Source organism: Herminiimonas sp. KBW02, from assembly GCF_003852535.1.
Taxonomy (GTDB): domain Bacteria; phylum Pseudomonadota; class Gammaproteobacteria; order Burkholderiales; family Burkholderiaceae_D; genus Oxalicibacterium.
Genome location: NZ_QAJP01000002.1, coordinates 191,963 through 209,455 on the forward strand (window position 1 = coordinate 191,963; position 17,493 = coordinate 209,455).

16 protein-coding genes are annotated in these 17,493 nt (G+C 53.2%); 3 read left to right on the top strand and 13 right to left on the bottom strand.

Annotated features, from left to right (window positions below; genetic code table 11):
* Positions 1–264 precede the first annotated feature (264 nt).
* The 13 genes from DBR37_RS01400 to DBR37_RS01460 all read right to left on the bottom strand — a co-directional run bounded on the left by DBR37_RS01400 (position 265) and on the right by DBR37_RS01460 (position 14,508).
* Positions 265–963 (bottom strand): hypothetical protein, encoded by a 699-nt coding sequence (locus DBR37_RS01400; RefSeq protein ID WP_124572509.1) that lies wholly within the window; start codon positions 961–963, stop codon positions 265–267.
* Between the two features lie 46 nt (positions 964–1,009).
* A complete protein-coding gene (gene zapE / locus DBR37_RS01405; RefSeq protein WP_124572510.1) occupies positions 1,010–2,107 on the bottom strand; it encodes a cell division protein ZapE in 1,098 nt (365 codons plus the stop codon).
* Positions 2,108–2,223: 116 nt separating this feature from the next.
* Positions 2,224–2,631, bottom strand: a complete 408-nt coding sequence (locus tag DBR37_RS01410) for a hypothetical protein (protein WP_124572511.1) — start codon at positions 2,629–2,631, stop codon at positions 2,224–2,226.
* 12 nt (positions 2,632–2,643) lie between these two features.
* Positions 2,644–4,071 carry a dihydrolipoyl dehydrogenase gene (gene lpdA / locus DBR37_RS01415; RefSeq protein WP_124572512.1) on the bottom strand — a complete coding sequence of 476 codons (1,428 nt, stop codon included), beginning with the start codon at positions 4,069–4,071 and terminating at the stop codon, positions 2,644–2,646.
* Positions 4,072–4,148: 77 nt separating this feature from the next.
* Entirely contained in the window at positions 4,149–5,414 is a 1,266-nt protein-coding gene (odhB, locus tag DBR37_RS01420; protein WP_124572513.1) for a 2-oxoglutarate dehydrogenase complex dihydrolipoyllysine-residue succinyltransferase, read from the bottom strand.
* A gap of 60 nt (positions 5,415–5,474) precedes the next feature.
* On the bottom strand, positions 5,475–8,333 hold the full coding sequence (locus DBR37_RS01425; RefSeq protein WP_124572514.1) for a 2-oxoglutarate dehydrogenase E1 component: 2,859 nt from the start codon (positions 8,331–8,333) through the stop codon (positions 5,475–5,477).
* Between the two features lie 212 nt (positions 8,334–8,545).
* Complete coding sequence (gltA, locus tag DBR37_RS01430; RefSeq protein WP_124572515.1) at positions 8,546–9,856, bottom strand: citrate synthase; 1,311 nt, start codon at positions 9,854–9,856, stop codon at positions 8,546–8,548.
* A 77-nt stretch (positions 9,857–9,933) separates the two neighbouring features.
* Positions 9,934–10,203 carry a succinate dehydrogenase assembly factor 2 gene (locus DBR37_RS01435; RefSeq protein ID WP_124572516.1) on the bottom strand — a complete coding sequence of 90 codons (270 nt, stop codon included), beginning with the start codon at positions 10,201–10,203 and terminating at the stop codon, positions 9,934–9,936.
* 94 nt (positions 10,204–10,297) lie between these two features.
* Positions 10,298–11,008 (bottom strand): succinate dehydrogenase iron-sulfur subunit, encoded by a 711-nt coding sequence (locus DBR37_RS01440; RefSeq protein ID WP_124572517.1) that lies wholly within the window; start codon positions 11,006–11,008, stop codon positions 10,298–10,300.
* Between the two features lie 11 nt (positions 11,009–11,019).
* Positions 11,020–12,798, bottom strand: coding sequence for a succinate dehydrogenase flavoprotein subunit (sdhA, locus tag DBR37_RS01445; protein WP_124572518.1), 1,779 nt, complete (start codon positions 12,796–12,798; stop codon positions 11,020–11,022).
* A 1-nt stretch (position 12,799) separates the two neighbouring features.
* Positions 12,800–13,165 carry a succinate dehydrogenase, hydrophobic membrane anchor protein gene (sdhD, locus tag DBR37_RS01450; protein ID WP_124572519.1) on the bottom strand — a complete coding sequence of 122 codons (366 nt, stop codon included), beginning with the start codon at positions 13,163–13,165 and terminating at the stop codon, positions 12,800–12,802.
* Entirely contained in the window at positions 13,165–13,575 is a 411-nt protein-coding gene (sdhC, locus tag DBR37_RS01455; protein WP_124572520.1) for a succinate dehydrogenase, cytochrome b556 subunit, read from the bottom strand. Before sdhC ends, sdhD begins: the two co-directional genes overlap by 1 nt.
* 150 nt (positions 13,576–13,725) lie before the next feature.
* On the bottom strand, positions 13,726–14,508 hold the full coding sequence (locus DBR37_RS01460; RefSeq protein WP_233588242.1) for a GntR family transcriptional regulator: 783 nt from the start codon (positions 14,506–14,508) through the stop codon (positions 13,726–13,728).
* Positions 14,509–14,809: 301 nt separating this feature from the next.
* On the opposite strand from DBR37_RS01460, the gene DBR37_RS01465 reads away from it, so the two are divergent.
* The 3 genes from DBR37_RS01465 to DBR37_RS01475 all read left to right on the top strand — a co-directional run bounded on the left by DBR37_RS01465 (position 14,810) and on the right by DBR37_RS01475 (position 17,414).
* On the top strand, positions 14,810–15,799 hold the full coding sequence (locus DBR37_RS01465) for a malate dehydrogenase (RefSeq protein WP_012079360.1): 990 nt from the start codon (positions 14,810–14,812) through the stop codon (positions 15,797–15,799).
* 78 nt (positions 15,800–15,877) lie between these two features.
* Positions 15,878–16,849, top strand: a complete 972-nt coding sequence (locus DBR37_RS01470) for a CoA ester lyase (RefSeq protein WP_124572522.1) — start codon at positions 15,878–15,880, stop codon at positions 16,847–16,849.
* A 61-nt stretch (positions 16,850–16,910) separates the two neighbouring features.
* The gene (locus DBR37_RS01475) at positions 16,911–17,414 is read left to right on the top strand and encodes a hypothetical protein (RefSeq protein ID WP_124572523.1); all 504 of its coding nucleotides are present in this window, start codon (positions 16,911–16,913) and stop codon (positions 17,412–17,414) included.
* The last annotated feature ends 79 nt before the right edge of the window (positions 17,415–17,493 follow it).

A 17,493-nucleotide genomic window follows, 5' to 3' on the forward strand; every position in this document is an offset into this window, starting at 1 on the left:
AATGACAGACTAACTGCACCACTAACTCGAATCTCAACGATGGCTGATTATACCGGGATTAAAATAAAAAAAGTTAAATTTTAATAATCTCTCAATATTGTTTAGAGATAAGTCCAGCACTTTATCGAATAAGCGCACAACTCGTACGGTTAAGTTGCCAAATTCAACAGCAAACTGACCTTATATATCAGTTCACCCATGCCATCTGACCCGGCTTGACGGTTGAACAAGCTGCTGTTTTCAGTTGACGATTGCTTGCATGCATCAAGGCTTGGCCGCCGGCACATTCGCCTTTTCCGCTTTCTTTCTGGCAATCTCTTTTTGCTTTTCTTCGGCTGCACGCACTTTTTCCTCGTAGCGTTGCACGTTCTCTGCACGCTTTTGTGCATCTGCCGCTTCGTTCTCTTTCAGCAAGCGCTGTTTCTCGGCAAACTCTGCATTGCGTTTTGCATAGGCCTCAGCACGTGCCTTGCGCTGCGCTTCTTCTGTGGCGCCAGGACCATCCTTCGGCGTACGTTCGTCTGCAGGCTTGTCCGTGTTCGCAGCAGCTTTATCTGCGCTCTGCGCGTTCTTCTCTGCCAGGCGGCGATCACGCTCGTCAACTTTGGCATGGCGGATATACGAGTTGGCTTCGATTTCTATCGGCTTGATCGCAACCATATCCAGGCGTCGTTGTTCCTTGATCTTGTCGAGGCAGGAAGTGGTAAAGAACACTTTGTAGCAAGCCTTTTGTTCGTCAGCAAAGCGCTTCTCGATATCCGCCCGCGTCTTCGTCACTTCTGCCACTGCACGTTCGGCCACTTCGTTCGATTTGATCGTATCGGCCGGATAACGCTCCACCAGCTCCTTGGGTAAATACGCCCGAGCTGATGTGTCAGCCTCGACTGAAGCTGGCTGCGCCAACGCAACATTGCCGACCAACAAGAAGGCCGCGCTAAGGCAAGTAGAAAATATATATTTCATCTATCGTTAATTCAAATTAAGGCAAGTACTGCTCTGCAGCAGTGACTCATAAAATCGCGTTAGCCTGGAGTCGACGCTCTGCTTCCATGTATTCGCTCGATTGCATCTCGATCAAACGCGACACTGTACGTTGAAATTCAGCAATCTGCGCACCGTCAGTATACAACTCATCCATCGCCACCTCGGCCGAGATGACCAGTTTAATCTTGTGATCATACAAGACGTCTATCAGCCAGATGAAGCGTCGGACTGCGGAAGCCATACCGGCCGACATCACCGGCACATCCGATAAAAACACGGTATGAAAGCGGCTGGCCAGCTCCAGATAATCGTTTTGCGAGCGCGGGCCGCCACACAAGGTGGCAAAGTCGAACCAAATGACGCCACCAGCCCGACGCAATGCGCGCACATCACGCCCTTCAATTTTCAGGTTTGGATTTTCATCCGTGGTTTCAGCAATGCGTGCAAACGCCACCCGCATCGCTTCGCTGGCCTTTTCATTCAGCGGCCAGTAGTAAGCATCCACCTGCTCCAGTGCGCGCTTGCGATAATCGTTGCCACTATCGACATTCACGATATCCAGCTTCTCTTTCAACAAGGCGATGGTTGGCAACATGCGATCCCTGTGCAAACCATCCGGGTACAAGGTGTCTGGATGGAAGTTAGAGGTAATGATGAAAGACACGCCATTCTCAAACAATGCCTTGAACAAATTGTAGAGAATCATTGCATCGGCAATATCGATGACATGGAATTCATCAAAGCAAATCAGGCGATATTTCTTCGCAATACGCTTCGCCACTTCATCCAGCGGATTGACCACCATCTTCAACTCATCCAGCTCGCGATGTACGCTGCGCATGAATTCATGGAAGTGCACGCGCGTCTTGCGCACCAGCGGCACCACCGAATAAAAACTATCCATCAGGAATGATTTACCACGGCCTACCCCGCCCCACATGTAAATGCCACGCGGAATTTCAGGCGGCCGCAAGAAGCGCAGAAATGCATTGGCGCGCTGTGCTTTGTACTCTACCCATTCATCATAGGCTTGCTGCAAACGATTGACGGCATTGAGCTGCGATTCATCGGCAACGAATCCGCGTTGCGATAATGCATGCTCATAAAATTCACGTACATTCATGCGGCTAAGATCCAGTTTATAGTTTCGCTATCAAGCGGATATGTACTTTCAGAAAAAAATGGGCGAGTCATTGCTCGCCCATATGTGTCTGCACCATGCGACCTGCAGAATACTTTTTACTGCGGCGCCATATTGACCACGACGCGAGGAGGATAATAGCCACCGCCACCTGAGCTGATAGGCAAACTAAAGCCCAGCCCCATACCCACTGCGCCGCTGCCGCCACCCAGACCCAGGCCTACCCGCGAGCCAGATGAAGCTGGTGCGTACGGAGGCAAACGCAATTCCGTCGTGCGATAGCCCGCCTTATTGCAGATAATCCGCAACTCGCCGTTGGCACCGCCCAATTGCACGGTGGCGGGTGTCAACACACTCCAGCTGCCGGAATTGGTCGTCACCGAACAATTGGCACCGCCAAACTCCTGCCCGTTGGATGCCGTCGCAACGGACACGCGACCATCTCCATTACCGCTGGTTGCACAAGCGGTCAGTAGTAAAGGCAAAAGCAAGGCGGCATATCGCATTAAAAATTACTCCTAAAAGTTCAGGGCCCGGCCATCGACCGCCAGCGCTGCCTCTTTGACAGCTTCCGACAACGATGGATGTGCATGACAGATCCGCGCGATATCTTCAGAAGAGGCACGGAACTCCATTGCGACCACAGCTTCTGAAATCAATTCCGAAGCCATCGCACCAATGATGTGTACACCGAGGATTTCATCTGTCTTGGCATCCGCCAGGAATTTCACGAAGCCGGTGGTATCACCGAGGGCACGGGCACGACCATTGGCGAGGAAAGGGAAGGAGCCGGCTTTATAAGCGATTTTCTCTGCTTTTAGCTGTTGTTCGGTCTTGCCTACCCACGCAATCTCAGGTGAAGTATAAATCACCCACGGAATCGTGTTGAAATTGACATGACCGTGCTGACCCGCGATACGCTCAGCGACTGCCACGCCCTCTTCTTCCGATTTGTGCGCCAGCATAGGTCCGCGCACCACGTCACCAACCGCCCATACATTCGGCAAACTGGTTTTGCAATCTGCATCGACCGCGATAAAACCGCGCTCATCCAGCTTCAGGCCGACAGCTTCGGCATTCAAACCGATGGTATTAGGTACACGTCCGATCGATACGATCAGTTTGTCAAACACCGCTTTCTGCGCTGCGCCTTTGTCGTCCACGTAGTTGACGGTGACGTCATTTTTGCCCGCAGTAATGGCGCCGATCTGCACACCAAGACTGATCGCCAGGCCTTGCTTGGTGAATTGCTTGAACGCTTCTTTTGCCACCGCATCATCGACTGCGCCGAGGAAGGCCGGCAATGCTTCCAGCACCGTTACTTCGGAACCCAGGCGACGCCAGACGCTACCCATTTCAAGTCCGATGACGCCTGCGCCGATCACACCCAAACGCTTAGGCACATCGGTGATCGCCAGCGCACCGGTATTCGACAAGATCAGTTTTTCATCGAATGCAGCACCCGGCAACGCACGCGGATTGGAACCGGTTGCGATCACGACGTGCTTGGCGAAAATATTTTCTTCAGTCGCACCGGCGATCTTGATTTCATGAGCGCCATCAACGGCTTGCACGAAAGAACCACGACCGTGGAAAAAGGTGACTTTGTTTTTCTTGAACAGGTACAGGATACCGTCATTGTTTTGCTTAACAACGCTATCCTTGCGCGCCACCATCTTCTTGACGTTCAGCGACAAACCTTTGACTTCGATCCCGTGATCAGCAAACGCGTGACCGGCGTGATCGTAATTTTCCGACGATTGCAGCATCGCCTTCGATGGGATGCAACCTACATTGGTACAGGTGCCGCCGGGTGCCGGGCCGCCCTTTTCGTTTTTCCATTCATCGATACAGGCGACTGTGAAACCCAGCTGCGCTGCACGTATCGCAGCCACATAACCGCCAGGACCGGCGCCGATCACTACCACATCAAAATTCTTCGACATATCTTTACCCCGTTAAAGAAAAAGACACAAAGGCATCCATGTAATTGGGCCCTTGTGTCTTTTCATTTGGTCAAATATCAGAGGTCCAGCAGCAGGCGCGCAGGATCTTCCAATGCTTCCTTCATCGCTACCAGGCCCAGCACCGCTTCACGGCCATCGATGATGCGATGGTCGTAAGACATCGCCAGATAGTTCATCGGGCGTATCACGATCTGGCCGTTCTCGACCACTGCACGTTCTTTCGTTGCGTGGATGCCGAGGATCGCAGATTGCGGTGGGTTGATGATAGGAGTCGACAGCATGGAGCCGAAGATACCGCCGTTCGAAATCGAGAAAGTACCGCCGGTCAGGTCGTCCAGCGTCAGCTTGCCGTCCTTCGCCTTGTTACCAAATTCTCCGATTTTCTTTTCAATCTCAGCGATCGACATTTGATCTGCATCGCGCAGGATAGGCACTACCAGACCGCGTGGCGAACCGACCGCGATACCGATATCGAAATAGCCGTGATAGACGATGTCATTGCCATCGACCGACGCATTGATGATCGGATATTTTTTCAATGCCGCTACTGCAGCCTTGACGAAGAAAGACATGAAGCCGAGTTTGACGCCATGTTCTTTTTCGAACTTGTCTTTGTACTTGGTACGCAGATCGATCACTGGCTGCATATTGACTTCATTGAAAGTCGTCAAGATGGCATTGCTCGATTGCGATTGCAGCAGGCGCTCAGCGATACGTGCACGCAGGCGGCTCATAGGCACGCGTTCTTCCGGACGATTCGCCAGTGCTGCCGATGTTGCGGCAGGTGCAGCGACTTGTTGCAGAGCCGGTTTGGCCGCAACGGCCGGCGCGGCAGGTGCGGCTGCTGGCTTGGCGAGCTGATTGATCACATCACCCTTGGTGACACGACCATCCTTGCCGCTGCCTGCGACGTCACCAGCGGACAGATTGTTTTCTGCCAGCATCTTGGCAGCTGCCGGCATCGCAATACCGGCCGCGCTGCTGGACACGGCAGCAGGCGCACTCGCCGCCGGTGCCGGTGCGCTGGCTGGTGTGGTCGCTGCCAGTGGCGCGACTGCAGCAGGAATCGCCACTGCCGACAAATCGGTATCGATCAGCGCAATGACTTCACCCGCTACCACGGTACTGTTATCAGCACGCACGATTTGCGTGATCACGCCCGCTTCCGGCGCTGGCAGTTCCAGCACGACTTTATCGGTCTCGACGTCGATCAGGTTTTCGTCACGGGCGACAGTGTCACCCACCTTTTTATGCCATTGCAGCAGGGTAGCCTCTGCAACTGATTCCGACAATTGCGGAACTTTCACCTCAAGAATTGCCATTTAACTCTCCGTTTCGGGTTGTTCGTACGGCACCCCAGTATTTGGGATGCCGCAGGGTCTTTATTTCGTTTGTACGAAACCTTTTAATTTGGCAAAAGCCGCATCTATCAATGCTTTTTGCTGTGCATAGTGTTTGTCGTAGTAACCAACCGCAGGCGATGCGCTGGCTGGACGACCGGCATATGCCAGCTTCTGTCCGTCTGCCATGTTTTCCAGAATATTGTGTTGAATCTGGAACCATGCGCCCTGGTTCTGCGGTTCATCCTGCGTCCACACCAACTCTGTGAAATTCGGGAATTTCTTGAGTTCGGCCGCGAATGCCTTGTGCGGGAACGGATACAGTTGTTCGATACGAATAATCGCGACATCGCTCTGACCACGTTCTTTACGCGCTGCGACCAGGTCGTAGTACACACGGCCGGAGCAGGCAATCACGCGTTTCACTTTTTTCGCATCGATCTTGTCATCCACTTCACCGATCACGGTCTGGAACGAACCTTTTACCAGTTCAGTCAGCGGTGATCCGGCATCCTTGTTGCGCAACAACGATTTCGGCGTGAGGATGACCAACGGCTTGCGGAACAAGCGGATCATCTGACGACGCAAGAGATGGAAGATCTGCGCTGCGGTTGTCGGCTGCACCACTTGCATATTGTTGTCTGCGCACAGTTGCAGGAAGCGTTCAGGGCGTGCGGACGAGTGCTCCGGTCCCTGCCCTTCGTAACCGTGCGGCAGCATCATGACCAGGCCGGAAGCGCGGCCCCATTTCACTTCGCCGGAGCTGATGAATTGGTCGATCACGACTTGTGCGCCGTTGACGAAGTCACCGAATTGCGCTTCCCAGATCACCAGGGTATTCGGCTCTGCAGTCGAGTAACCGTATTCGTAGGCCAGTACCGCTTCTTCCGACAATACGGAGTCGATGACACGGAACCAGGCTTGCTGATCGGAGATGTTTTGCAGTGGTACATAAGTACCCGCATCCCAGCGTTCACGGTTTTGATCATGCAACACTGCGTGACGATGCACGAAGGTGCCGCGACCAGAATCCTGACCAGTCAGGCGCACCGCATAACCGGAGCTGACCAGCGATGCGTAAGCCAGATGTTCACCCATACCCCAGTCGAGATTCAGTTCGCCACGACCCATCGCTGCGCGGTCGTTGAGTACTTTTTCAACCAGTGGATGGACCTTGAAGTTTTCCGGCAGGGTCGTAATACGTTCAGCCAGACGCTTGAGTTCCGCCATCGGTACTGCGGTATCGGCAGCATCGGTCCATTTGCGGTTGAGGAAAGGCATCCAGTCAACTGCGTACTTGCTCTTGAAGTTGGAAATGACAGGATCGATGGTGTGTTTACCTGCATCCATCGCATCACGGTATTCCTTGACCATCGCATCGCCTTCGTCGGCACCGATAGTGCCCTGAGTCAGCAATTTGTCGGCGTACAGCTTGCGTGTGCCTGGATGAGCAGCAATCTTTTTGTACATCAAAGGTTGCGTCAATGCCGGCGTATCCTGTTCGTTGTGACCCAGTTTGCGGTAGCAGACGATATCAACCACGATGTCCTTGCGGAATTCGAGGCGGTAGTCGAGCGCCAGTTGCGCAGCAAATACGACTGCTTCCGGATCGTCGCCGTTGACGTGGATCACCGGTGCTTCAATCATTTTGGACACGTCTGTGCAATACAGCGTGGAACGCGAATCGCGCGGGTCCGAAGTGGTGAAGCCAATCTGGTTGTTAATGATGATGTGCACGGTACCGCCAGTACCGTAGCCACGGGTCTGCGCCAGATTCAGCGTTTCCATGATGACGCCCTGCCCGGCAAATGCGGCATCGCCGTGGATCAGAATAGGCAGTACTTGTTGCGACGGATCATTTTGGCCGCGACGTTCGATACGTGCGCGCACCGAACCCTCAACCACCGGATTAACGATTTCCAGATGTGACGGATTAAATGCCAGCGACAGGTGGATAGGACCGCCCGGTGTGCTGATATCGGAAGAGAAGCCCTGATGATATTTGACGTCGCCGGATGGCAAGTCATCGCCATGGCGACCTTCGAATTCAGCGAATAATTCCTGCGGCATTTTGCCGAGGGTGTTGACCAGGACGTTCAGACGGCCACGATGCGCCATGCCGATCACGATTTCCTGTACGCCTTTTTCGCCACCGCGCTGGATGACTTCATCCAGTGCTGCGATAAAGCTTTCGCTGCCTTCCAGCGAGAAGCGTTTCTGACCAACGTATTTGGTGTGCAGATAACGTTCCAGGCCTTCAGCTGCGGTCAGGCGCTCAAGGATGTGTTTTTTCTTTTCGCTGGAAAAAGTCGGGGTCGAACGTACCGTTTCAAAACGTTCCTGCAGCCACAGCTTTTGCACCGGGTCACTGATGTACATGAACTCAGGACCGATGGAACGGCAATAGGTGTCGCGCAAGGCATTGAGCAAATCGCGCAACGACGATGTTTCGCTACCGAAATGGGTATTGCTGATATTGAACACGATGTCCATATCCGCGTCGGTAAAGCCATAGAAGCTAGGCTCCAGTTGCGGGATAGGCGGACGTTCCTGGCGCTGCAGCGGATCCAGATTGGCCCAGTTATTACCGAGCACGCGATAAGCGGCAATCAGCTGTGTAACGGCGACGCGTTTGCGTCCCATTTCAACATCTTCGGAAGCGGTAACTGTGCGGATCGGGCCATGTTTGGCACGCTCCGCGAAAGAAGCGATGACGGACGCATGTGCGACGTCAGGTTTGGCTGAACCATCGACCGCAGGCACATGCTGCATGGCGTCGAAATACGCGCGCCAGTTATCTGGTACGGAGCCTGGATTGTCGAGGTAAGCCTCGTACAGTTCTTCAACGTACGGTGCGTTCCCTCCAAATAAATAAGAATTGGACTGGGACTGTTGCATCATCTTGCTCACCTTTCTTCGCGTTTCGCGAGATTAGCGGGTTAATTTAACCTTCCGCGACACGGCCTGACCGATTAGCGGATTGCACATCAAGTTGTGGGGAAGGACTCTTTAATCTATAGCTGTAACTTAACTCAATTATGTGACATCAGAATAACATAAAACAATTTGGCAAAAAGTGAATCTCCTGACTCACTTTTTGCCTTTTTCGATGATTATGGACGCTTTGCCAAGTCTGGCACGTCGCGTTGTTTTTCACCGATAAACAATTGGCGTGGACGGCCGATTTTTTGTTCCGGATCCGAGATCATTTCGTTCCACTGAGCAACCCAGCCGACGGTACGCGCCATCGCGAAGATACCGGTGAACAGCGAGACCGGAATACCCAGTGCGGATTGCACGATGCCCGAGTAGAAATCGACGTTCGGATACAGCTTGCGCGATACGAAGTATTCGTCTTCCAGCGCCACTTTTTCCAGAGCCATTGCCAGTTTGAACAATGGGTCGTCGTGCAGGCCCAATTCTTCCAGCACTTCGTGACAGGTTTCGCGCATCAGTTTGGCGCGTGGATCGAAGTTTTTGTAAACACGGTGACCAAAGCCCATCAGTTTGACGCCGGAATTCTTGTCTTTCACCTTGGCGATGAATTCAGGAATCTTGTCGACCGTACCAATTTCTTTCAGCATGTTCAATGCAGCTTCGTTCGCACCGCCGTGAGCAGGACCCCAAAGACATGCGATACCGGCAGCGATACAGGCAAACGGATTGGCGCCGCTGGAACCCGACAGACGCACGGTCGAAGTCGAAGCATTTTGCTCGTGATCGGCGTGCAGGATCAGGATACGATCCAGCGCGCGTACCAGTACGTCGCTGATTTTGTATTCTTCGCTAGGCGTCGAGAACATCATGTGCATGAAATTCGCGCTGTACGACAAATCATTGCGTGGATAGACGAAAGGCTGGCCTACCGAGTATTTGTACGACATCGCGACCAGCGTAGGCATCTTCGCGATCAGGCGGATCGCCGATACTTCACGGTGGTGCGCGTCAGAGATATCCAGCGAGTCATGGTAGAACGAAGCCAGCGCGCCGACCGTACCAACCAGTACCGACATCGGATGCGCGTCACGACGGAAGCCGCGGAAGAAGAATTGCATTTGTTCGTGCAACATCGTGTGTTTGGTCACGGTGCCGACGAAGGTTTTCTTTTGCTCTGCATTCGGCAATTCGCCTTTGAGCAACAGGTAGCAGGTTTCAAGGAAGTCGCACTTCACCGCCAACTGCTCAATCGGGTAACCGCGATACAGCAGTTCGCCTTTGTCGCCATCGATGTAAGTAATGGTCGAATCACACGCTGCGGTAGACATAAAGCCTGGATCGTAGGTGAATTTACCGCTGGCACCGTAGAGTTTACGGATGTCGATTACGTCAGGGCCTATGGAACCCTTGTAAATCGGCAACTCCACTGATGGCGAACCGTCAGAAAACGACAGTGTGGCTTTGGTGTCAGATTGGGAGTGGGGCATGGCTCTTCCTTCTAGTAACGAGGTGAGTCGATTTAAGAATAAATCGCAAAATTAAAAAACCGGTCATACAGCACGCTTTAAATCGCGCGCAATCTAGTCAGCAACGCATGGACATGGGGCACATCGGCCTCACCTTCCGGTTCATTGCGTGCCAATAGCAAATTCAGCAATTCATTGTCGGGCAATTCCAGCAATATCGAAAAAGCCTCGACTTCTTCATCCGTCAGCGTTTCTTCGTGTTGATCGAGGAAGCGCGTCAGCAACAAATCATTTTCCAGCAGACCGCGTCGACCGCGCCACCTGAGGCGCGCTCGTTTTACCGGATCAGCTTGATGGGTTATCGACATGGATACACATTTAACCTGTTCAATACTACTTCCACGTCAACTGCTGGCGTAAGAAACACAGCGACTAACGCGCTGCGTTTCGTCGAATTGCGCACTATACAGCCCTGCGCACCATCAGTTCCTTGATTTTGCCGATTGCGCGGGTCGGGTTCAAACCCTTGGGACAAACATCCACGCAATTCATAATTGTATGACATCTGAACAATCTGTATGGATCTTCCAGATTATCCAGGCGTGCACCAGTGGCCTCATCGCGGCTATCCGCTATGAAGCGGTAGGCCTGCAACAAGCCGGCCGGACCGACGAATTTATCAGGATTCCACCAGAATGACGGGCACGACGTCGAGCAACAGGCGCACAGGATACACTCATACAGGCCATCGAGCTCTTCGCGTTCAGCAGGAGTCTGCAAACGTTCTTTCTCAGGCGGGATTGTATCGTTAATCAGGAACGGTTTGATCGAATCGTACTGTTTAAAGAATTGCGTCATGTCCACAATCAGGTCGCGGATCACCGGCAAACCAGGTAAAGGACGCAATACGATAGGTTCGGTCAGCTCATTCAAATTGGTAGTGCAAGCCAGGCCGTTCTTGCCATTGATATTCATCGCGTCCGAGCCGCACACGCCTTCACGGCAGGAGCGACGCAAGGCCAGCGAATCATCGACGGTCGCCTTGATGCGCTGCAAGGCATCCAGCAGCATCTTGTCATGATCATGCAATTCTACCGTCACATCCTGCATGTACGGTTTTGCATCCTTGTCAGGATCATAGCGGTAAATCTGTAATCTGAGAGTCCGTGCCATGTTCTGACCTTTTAGAAAGTACGTGGTTTAGGCTTGAAGGTGTCTACCGTCAGCGGCTTGGTCACCACCGGCTTGTAGTCCAGTCGATTGCCTTCGGAATAAAACAGCGAGTGCTTCATCCAGTTTTCATCATCACGCTTCTCAAAATCACGATGCGCGTGCGCACCACGTGATTCCTTGCGCGCCGCTGCCGAGGTGATGGTCGCCTTGGCAGTTTCAATCAGGTTGTCCAGCTCCAGTGCTTCGATACGCGCGGTATTGAAGACACGTGACTTATCCTTGAACGAGACGTGCTTGCGACGCTCATCCAGTTCCATGATTTTCTTATAGCCGGTTTGCAGCAATTCGTCGGTACGGAACACGCCGCAATATTGCTGCATGGTCGAGCGGATATCGTTCGCCACGTCTTGTACACGCTCGCCGCCGGTGTTGTTCTCCAGGCGCGACAAACGCGACAGCGCCTGGTCAGCAGCATCAGCCGGCAACGGCTTGTGCGAACGGCTCTTCAAATTGCTCTGCACGATGTGGTTACCCGCAGCGCGACCGAATACCACCAGGTCGAGCAAGGAGTTGGTACCCAGGCGGTTCGCGCCGTGCACCGAGACGCAAGCACACTCACCGATCGCATACAGGCCATTGACCACGTGGTTAGGGTTGCCGTCTTTCGGCACCACGACCTGGCCATGAATATTGGTTGGAATACCGCCCATTTGATAATGGATGGTAGGCACCACAGGAATCGGCTCACGCGTCGCGTCAACGTTCGCAAACTTGTGCGCGATTTCCAGAATGGATGGCAGGCGTTTCTGAATGGTTTCGGCGCCGATGTGGCGCAAGTCCAGCATCACGTGATCCTTCAGCGGGCCACAGCCACGGCCTTCCTTGATTTCCTGATCCATAGAGCGCGACACGAAGTCACGTGGCGCCAGATCCTTCAGCGTAGGTGCGTAACGTTCCATGAAGCGCTCGCCCTGGCTATTCACCAGAATACCGCCTTCACCGCGCACGCCTTCGGTAATCAATACACCGGCACCAGCGACGCCGGTCGGGTGGAACTGCCAGAATTCCATATCTTCCAGCGGCAGGCCGGCGCGTGCTGCCATGCCCATGCCGTCGCCGGTATTGATGAAGGCATTGGTCGAAGCTGCCCAGATGCGCCCTGCACCACCGGTCGCAAACAAAGTTGTTTTGGCTTCCAGCATCATCACATCGCCGGTTTCCATTTCCAGCGCAACGACGCCGATCACATCACCGTCAGCGTCACGCATCAGGTCGATCGCCATCCACTCAACAAAGAAGTGGGTACGGGCGCGCACATTGCGCTGGTACAGCGTGTGCAGCAAGGCGTGACCTGTACGATCCGCCGCAGCACATGCACGTTGCACCGGCTTCTCGCCGAAATTTGCGGTGTGGCCGCCAAACGGACGCTGGTAAATCGTGCCGTCTGAATTGCGGTCGAACGGCATGCCGAAATGTTCCAGCTCGTAGACGACTTTCGGCGCTTCACGACACATGAATTCGATCGCATCCTGGTCGCCCAGATAATCCGAACCTTTGACGGTATCGAACATATGCCAGTACCAATTGTCTTCCGCCATATTGCCGAGCGAGGCGCCGATACCGCCTTGAGCGGCTACCGTATGCGAGCGGGTCGGGAATACCTTGGACAAGACCGCAACGTTCAGACCTGCTTCTGCAAGTTGCAACGATGCGCGCATGCCGGAACCGCCCGCACCAACGATGATGGCGTCAAAATGACGTGACGGAATGCTGGTTTTGATTGCTGCCACGTTACGCTCTCCAGAGAATTTGTGCCGTCCATCCGGCGCAAGCGACGAGCCACAAAATCGTGGCAACCTGCAATGCGAGGCGTATAGAAACCGGTTTGATGTAATCCATCCAGATGTTCCGCATGCCTACCCAGGCGTGATAGAACAAAGCCAGGAAGGTGACAAACGTAAACATCTTGACCCACTGCTGCGCGAACAAGCCCGCCCAGCCTTCATAGCTAAAATCCGATGCGGTCAGGAAGGTGACCAGCAGCACCAGTGTGTACAACACCATCACGATGGCCGTGATGCGCTGCGCCAGCCAGTCCCTTACGCCATAGTGCGCACCGACAACCAGGCGGTGCCGTCCGATATTATCGATAGGCATCAGAATGCTCCAAACAGTTTGAGGGCGACCAGTGCGGTCAAAGGCAGGCTGACGGCAAATACGATCAGGGCTGATTTCTTGCCGGTGACTTTATCCACGCCGACATGCACATCCATCAGCAAATGGCGGATGCCTGCGCAGAAATGATGCAGATAGGCCCAGACCAGCCCGAGGATAATCAGTTTGACGAACCAGTGCGATGCTATGCCCTTGAAATGCTCAAAAGAGATTTCGGACAGCAGGCTCTTGTCCAGCAGGAAGAGAATGAACGGCAACAGCAAAAAGATGATGGCACCACTACCACGGTGCAATATCGACTGAATCGCCGCGAGCGGAAAGCGATATCGGAGCAGATCAGTAACGTTGATATTACGGAACTCTCTCTTGCCGGTTTTGAGTGAATCAGACATGGCAGGACTTTCCAAAACGAGATAAACCACTAATTTTCACCGATATTGGTGCGCCACAGCAATACAAATTATTTTTCATCGCTTTTCTTCATCAACTGGCTTGCTTATTTAATAATACGGGCTTGCTGGTTTCTTGAATTTGCTGCAACTTTAGTTCAACTCGTTACGATAATGATGATTATTTGTCACGTAGTAAGAACGCCTTACTTCGACCGGTTTATCGCCATATGTAAAGGATACGCGGGTCACGCTCAACAGCGGCGTATTGAGTGGCAACTGCAATAAATCCGCCGTCACCTGATCCGCCACCACTGCCTTGATATTCTCGACCGCACGTATCATCTGGGTACCGAACTCAGTCTCCAGCAGCGCGTACATCGGACCTTTGTACTGCAGCACACGCTCTACCGACAAACCCTTAAAAATCGTGCCGGGCAACCACAATTCTTCCAGGATAGTCGGCGCGCCATCGAATGACTGCATGCGCTTGAGGAAGACCACGGAATCGCCGGTTTTAATATCCAGCTGACGTGCAATATCAGCCGGCGCACGCAGGCGCTTGGCATCAATAATGGTGTTATCAGGATAAAGCGGCTCGCCGACGTCCGGCTTCAGACGCAGAAAACGGAATTGCGCACGCGCCTCATGATGCGTCGCAACAAAAGTACCCTTCCCTTGACGCCGAACCACGAGATTTTCGGCGGAAAGCTCATCGATGGCCTTGCGCACCGTGCCCTGGCTCACCTTGAAGCGGTTCGCCAGCTCAACTTCACTCGGGATCAATTCGCCGGGACGCCATTCACCGGATTGCAGACTGCGGGTAATAAGAGCCTTGATTTGCTGATACAGCGGACTAAAGGTGGGCGAAGGTGTCGCACCACCGACAGTAGCGGCTGGATTATTGTTAGGCAAGGTAGTTGGCGCTGAACTCATAGGACGGATTTCACCATAAAGCAGCCCTGTCGTCCAGCAAAACTTGAAAATAACATGTCTTATATAAGACATAAGATATATATTGACAGCCAAACTTGCCGCGCCTAAACTCGTGGGCAATACAGCTAGGCGCAATTTTTGCCAACAGAAACTTAAGGTAAATATTGAGTTTAAGTTGAGCTTATGTTGATCATAAGCGCTTTGACCCCGCTGACTTATCGGGTATTCAACTGTATCATTGCGCCACGCGGAATAAATTCCCAATACCTGACCTCACTCATCACTACCTTGGAGATTCAACATGGCTAAAGCCCCAATGCGTGTCGCCGTTACCGGCGCTGCCGGCCAGATCGGCTATTCCCTTCTGTTCCGCATCGCTAACGGCGATTTGCTGGGTAAAGACCAGCCAGTTATTTTGCAATTGCTGGAAATCGCTGATGAAAAAGCACAAAAAGCGCTGAAAGGCGTGATCATGGAAATCGACGATTGCGCGTTTCCACTGTTGGCAGGTGTCACCGCACACAGCGACCCTATGACTGCATTCAAAGACGCTGATGTTGCGTTGCTGGTTGGTGCACGTCCACGCGGCCCGGGCATGGAGCGTAAAGACCTGCTGGAAGCCAATGCACAGATTTTCACGGTACAAGGCAAGGCGCTGGATGCAGTTGCTTCGCGCAACGTCAAAGTACTGGTCGTTGGCAATCCAGCCAACACCAATGCGTACATCGCAATGAAATCGGCACCTAACCTGCCAGCTAAAAACTTCACCGCCATGCTGCGCCTGGATCACAACCGTGCCCTGTCGCAAATCGCAGCGAAGATCAGCAAACCAGTTACCTCTATCGAAAAACTGACAGTCTGGGGCAATCACTCCCCTACCATGTACCCTGACTATCGTTTCGCCACAGCCGATGGCAAATCGGTTAAAGAAGCGATCAACGACGAAGTCTGGAACAAAGACGTCTTCCTGCCTACAGTCGGCAAACGCGGTGCAGCCATCATTGATGCACGCGGCGTATCGTCGGCGGCTTCGGCAGCCAACGCAGCGATCGATCACGTACGTGACTGGGTACTCGGCACCAACGGTAAATGGGTCACCATGGGCATTCCTTCGGATGGTTCGTACGGCATTCCGAAAGACACCATTTTCGGCTTCCCTGTCACCGTAGAAAACGGCGAATACAAAATCGTCCAGGGTCTGGAAATCGATGCATTCTCACAAGAACGCATCAACCTGACCCTGAAAGAATTGCTCGAAGAACGTGAAGGCGTGAAGCATCTCCTAGGCTAATGCGCGCATTGATGGGCAGGCTCGCCTGCCCATCTCCTTCGTAGCAAGTCCACCAAGCTCTACAATTACGCACCACACATGCATCCTTCAGAAGTCCTATTTCAAGGCAAATGCCCACCGGTTTCCATACCGGCATGCGATCACTATGCCGGTTCCGAGAAATTGATGCGTAAATCACTGGCGCTGCAGCAAGAGCTCGGCCCGGTTTTTGATATTACGTTTGACTGTGAAGATGGTGCCGCGCGTGGCAATGAAACCGCCCATGCGCACCTGCTCGGCACACTCGTCGCCGGCGAAGAAAATCTGTTTGCCCGCATTGGTGCCCGCGTGCACGATGTCAGCAGCGAATTCTTTGAACAGGATATAGAAATCATCCTGCAACACGCCGCGCAAAAGCTGGCTTACCTGGTCGTTCCCAAAGTGGAAAGCGTCGCCGATGTCGAGAGCGCCATCGCACTCATCAATCGTCACGCCCACCAGCAAGGCCGCGAACAATTGCCGGTACACGTATTAATAGAAACACATGGCGCGTTGAAGGACGCATTTGCCATCGCGGCCCTGCCCCAGGTCGAATGCCTGTCGTTCGGTGTGATGGATTTTGTTTCTGATCATTACGGCGCGATCCCCGGCAATGCCATGCGTTCCCCGGGACAATTCACGCATCCTTTGCTAGTGCGCGCCAAGCTGGAAATCGCAGCCGCCTGCCACGCCCACGGCAAGGTGCCTTCGCATAACGTCACGACTGAAATCAATGACACCTCAGTCGTCGCCAGCGATGCACATCGTGCTGCGGCGGAATTTGGTTATACACGGATGTGGAGTATCCATCCGAACCAGATCAAACCGATACTGAAATCATTTGCGCCACGTCTGTCCGAAGTCAATGAAGCGGCAGAAATTCTGGCGCAAGCCCATGCCATCCAATGGGGCCCGATACAACATAACGGCAAGTTGCATGATCGCGCCAGCTATCGCTATTACTGGACCATCTTGCAGCGCGCCCAGGCCAGCGGCTTAACGCTGCCGGCAGTCGCACATACCATTTTATGAATACCCGTTTGCCCATATCAAAACTGATGCGGGCGAGTTAAAAATTTTTGGAGATTATCGAATGAAAAAATTGCTCTGCGCATTCCTTCTGATCGGCATGTCTTCTGCAATCGCTCCGGCGTTTGCGCAATCGGCTGCCAGCAACAAGGAAGCGGCAAAAAAACCTGTCGCCAAAACAGTCAAGAAAGCACCAGCCAAAGCAGCGGCTGCGGCCACACCTGCAGCCGCCGCTGCAGCCGGTGAGGACGACCAGGAAGATCTGGGCGAAGCCAACATCGAAGGCTCGACCGTGACCCATTACAACTGTGAACTGGGCAACAAAATCACGACTTACAACAACGCCGGTGACGACAAGTACATGGCAATCCGCTGGCAAAACAAAGTGCATCGCCTGGGCCGCATCGGTACCAGCACCGGTGCCAACCGTTTTGAAAACCGTAAAGCCGGTCTGGTCTGGATCAACATCCCATCGAAAGCGATGTTGCTCGATTCCCGCAAAGGCCAACAGCTGGCAAATGAATGCCGTAATCCTGATCAAGCCAAGGCACTCGCTGCTAAAGGTTAAGGGACAAGAATTAAAGGAAGTAAAAACGATGCCGCAAGCCGCCGCCGAAATCTGACGGCATCGGGCAGTAAATATCGTA

Bases quoted from the DNA above. Each gene is read 5' to 3' on its own strand.
- DBR37_RS01425 (WP_124572514.1), bottom strand. From the start codon at position 8,333: ATGATGCAACAGTCCCAGTCCAATTCTTATTTATTTGGAGGGAACGCA.
- gltA (WP_124572515.1), bottom strand. From the start codon at position 9,856: ATGCCCCACTCCCAATCTGACACCAAAGCCACACTGTCGTTTTCTGAC.
- lpdA (WP_124572512.1), bottom strand. From the start codon at position 4,071: ATGTCGAAGAATTTTGATGTGGTAGTGATCGGCGCCGGTCCTGGCGGT.
- sdhD (WP_124572519.1), bottom strand. From the start codon at position 13,165: ATGCCTATCGATAATATCGGACGGCACCGCCTGGTTGTCGGTGCGCAC.
- DBR37_RS01475 (WP_124572523.1), top strand. From the start codon at position 16,911: ATGAAAAAATTGCTCTGCGCATTCCTTCTGATCGGCATGTCTTCTGCA.
- DBR37_RS01465 (WP_012079360.1), top strand. From the start codon at position 14,810: ATGGCTAAAGCCCCAATGCGTGTCGCCGTTACCGGCGCTGCCGGCCAG.
- DBR37_RS01400 (WP_124572509.1), bottom strand. From the start codon at position 963: ATGAAATATATATTTTCTACTTGCCTTAGCGCGGCCTTCTTGTTGGTC.
- zapE (WP_124572510.1), bottom strand. From the start codon at position 2,107: ATGAATGTACGTGAATTTTATGAGCATGCATTATCGCAACGCGGATTC.
- DBR37_RS01440 (WP_124572517.1), bottom strand. From the start codon at position 11,008: ATGGCACGGACTCTCAGATTACAGATTTACCGCTATGATCCTGACAAG.
- odhB (WP_124572513.1), bottom strand. From the start codon at position 5,414: ATGGCAATTCTTGAGGTGAAAGTTCCGCAATTGTCGGAATCAGTTGCA.
- DBR37_RS01435 (WP_124572516.1), bottom strand. From the start codon at position 10,203: ATGTCGATAACCCATCAAGCTGATCCGGTAAAACGAGCGCGCCTCAGG.
- DBR37_RS01470 (WP_124572522.1), top strand. From the start codon at position 15,878: ATGCATCCTTCAGAAGTCCTATTTCAAGGCAAATGCCCACCGGTTTCC.
- DBR37_RS01460 (WP_233588242.1), bottom strand. From the start codon at position 14,508: ATGAGTTCAGCGCCAACTACCTTGCCTAACAATAATCCAGCCGCTACT.
- sdhC (WP_124572520.1), bottom strand. From the start codon at position 13,575: ATGTCTGATTCACTCAAAACCGGCAAGAGAGAGTTCCGTAATATCAAC.
- DBR37_RS01410 (WP_124572511.1), bottom strand. From the start codon at position 2,631: ATGCGATATGCCGCCTTGCTTTTGCCTTTACTACTGACCGCTTGTGCA.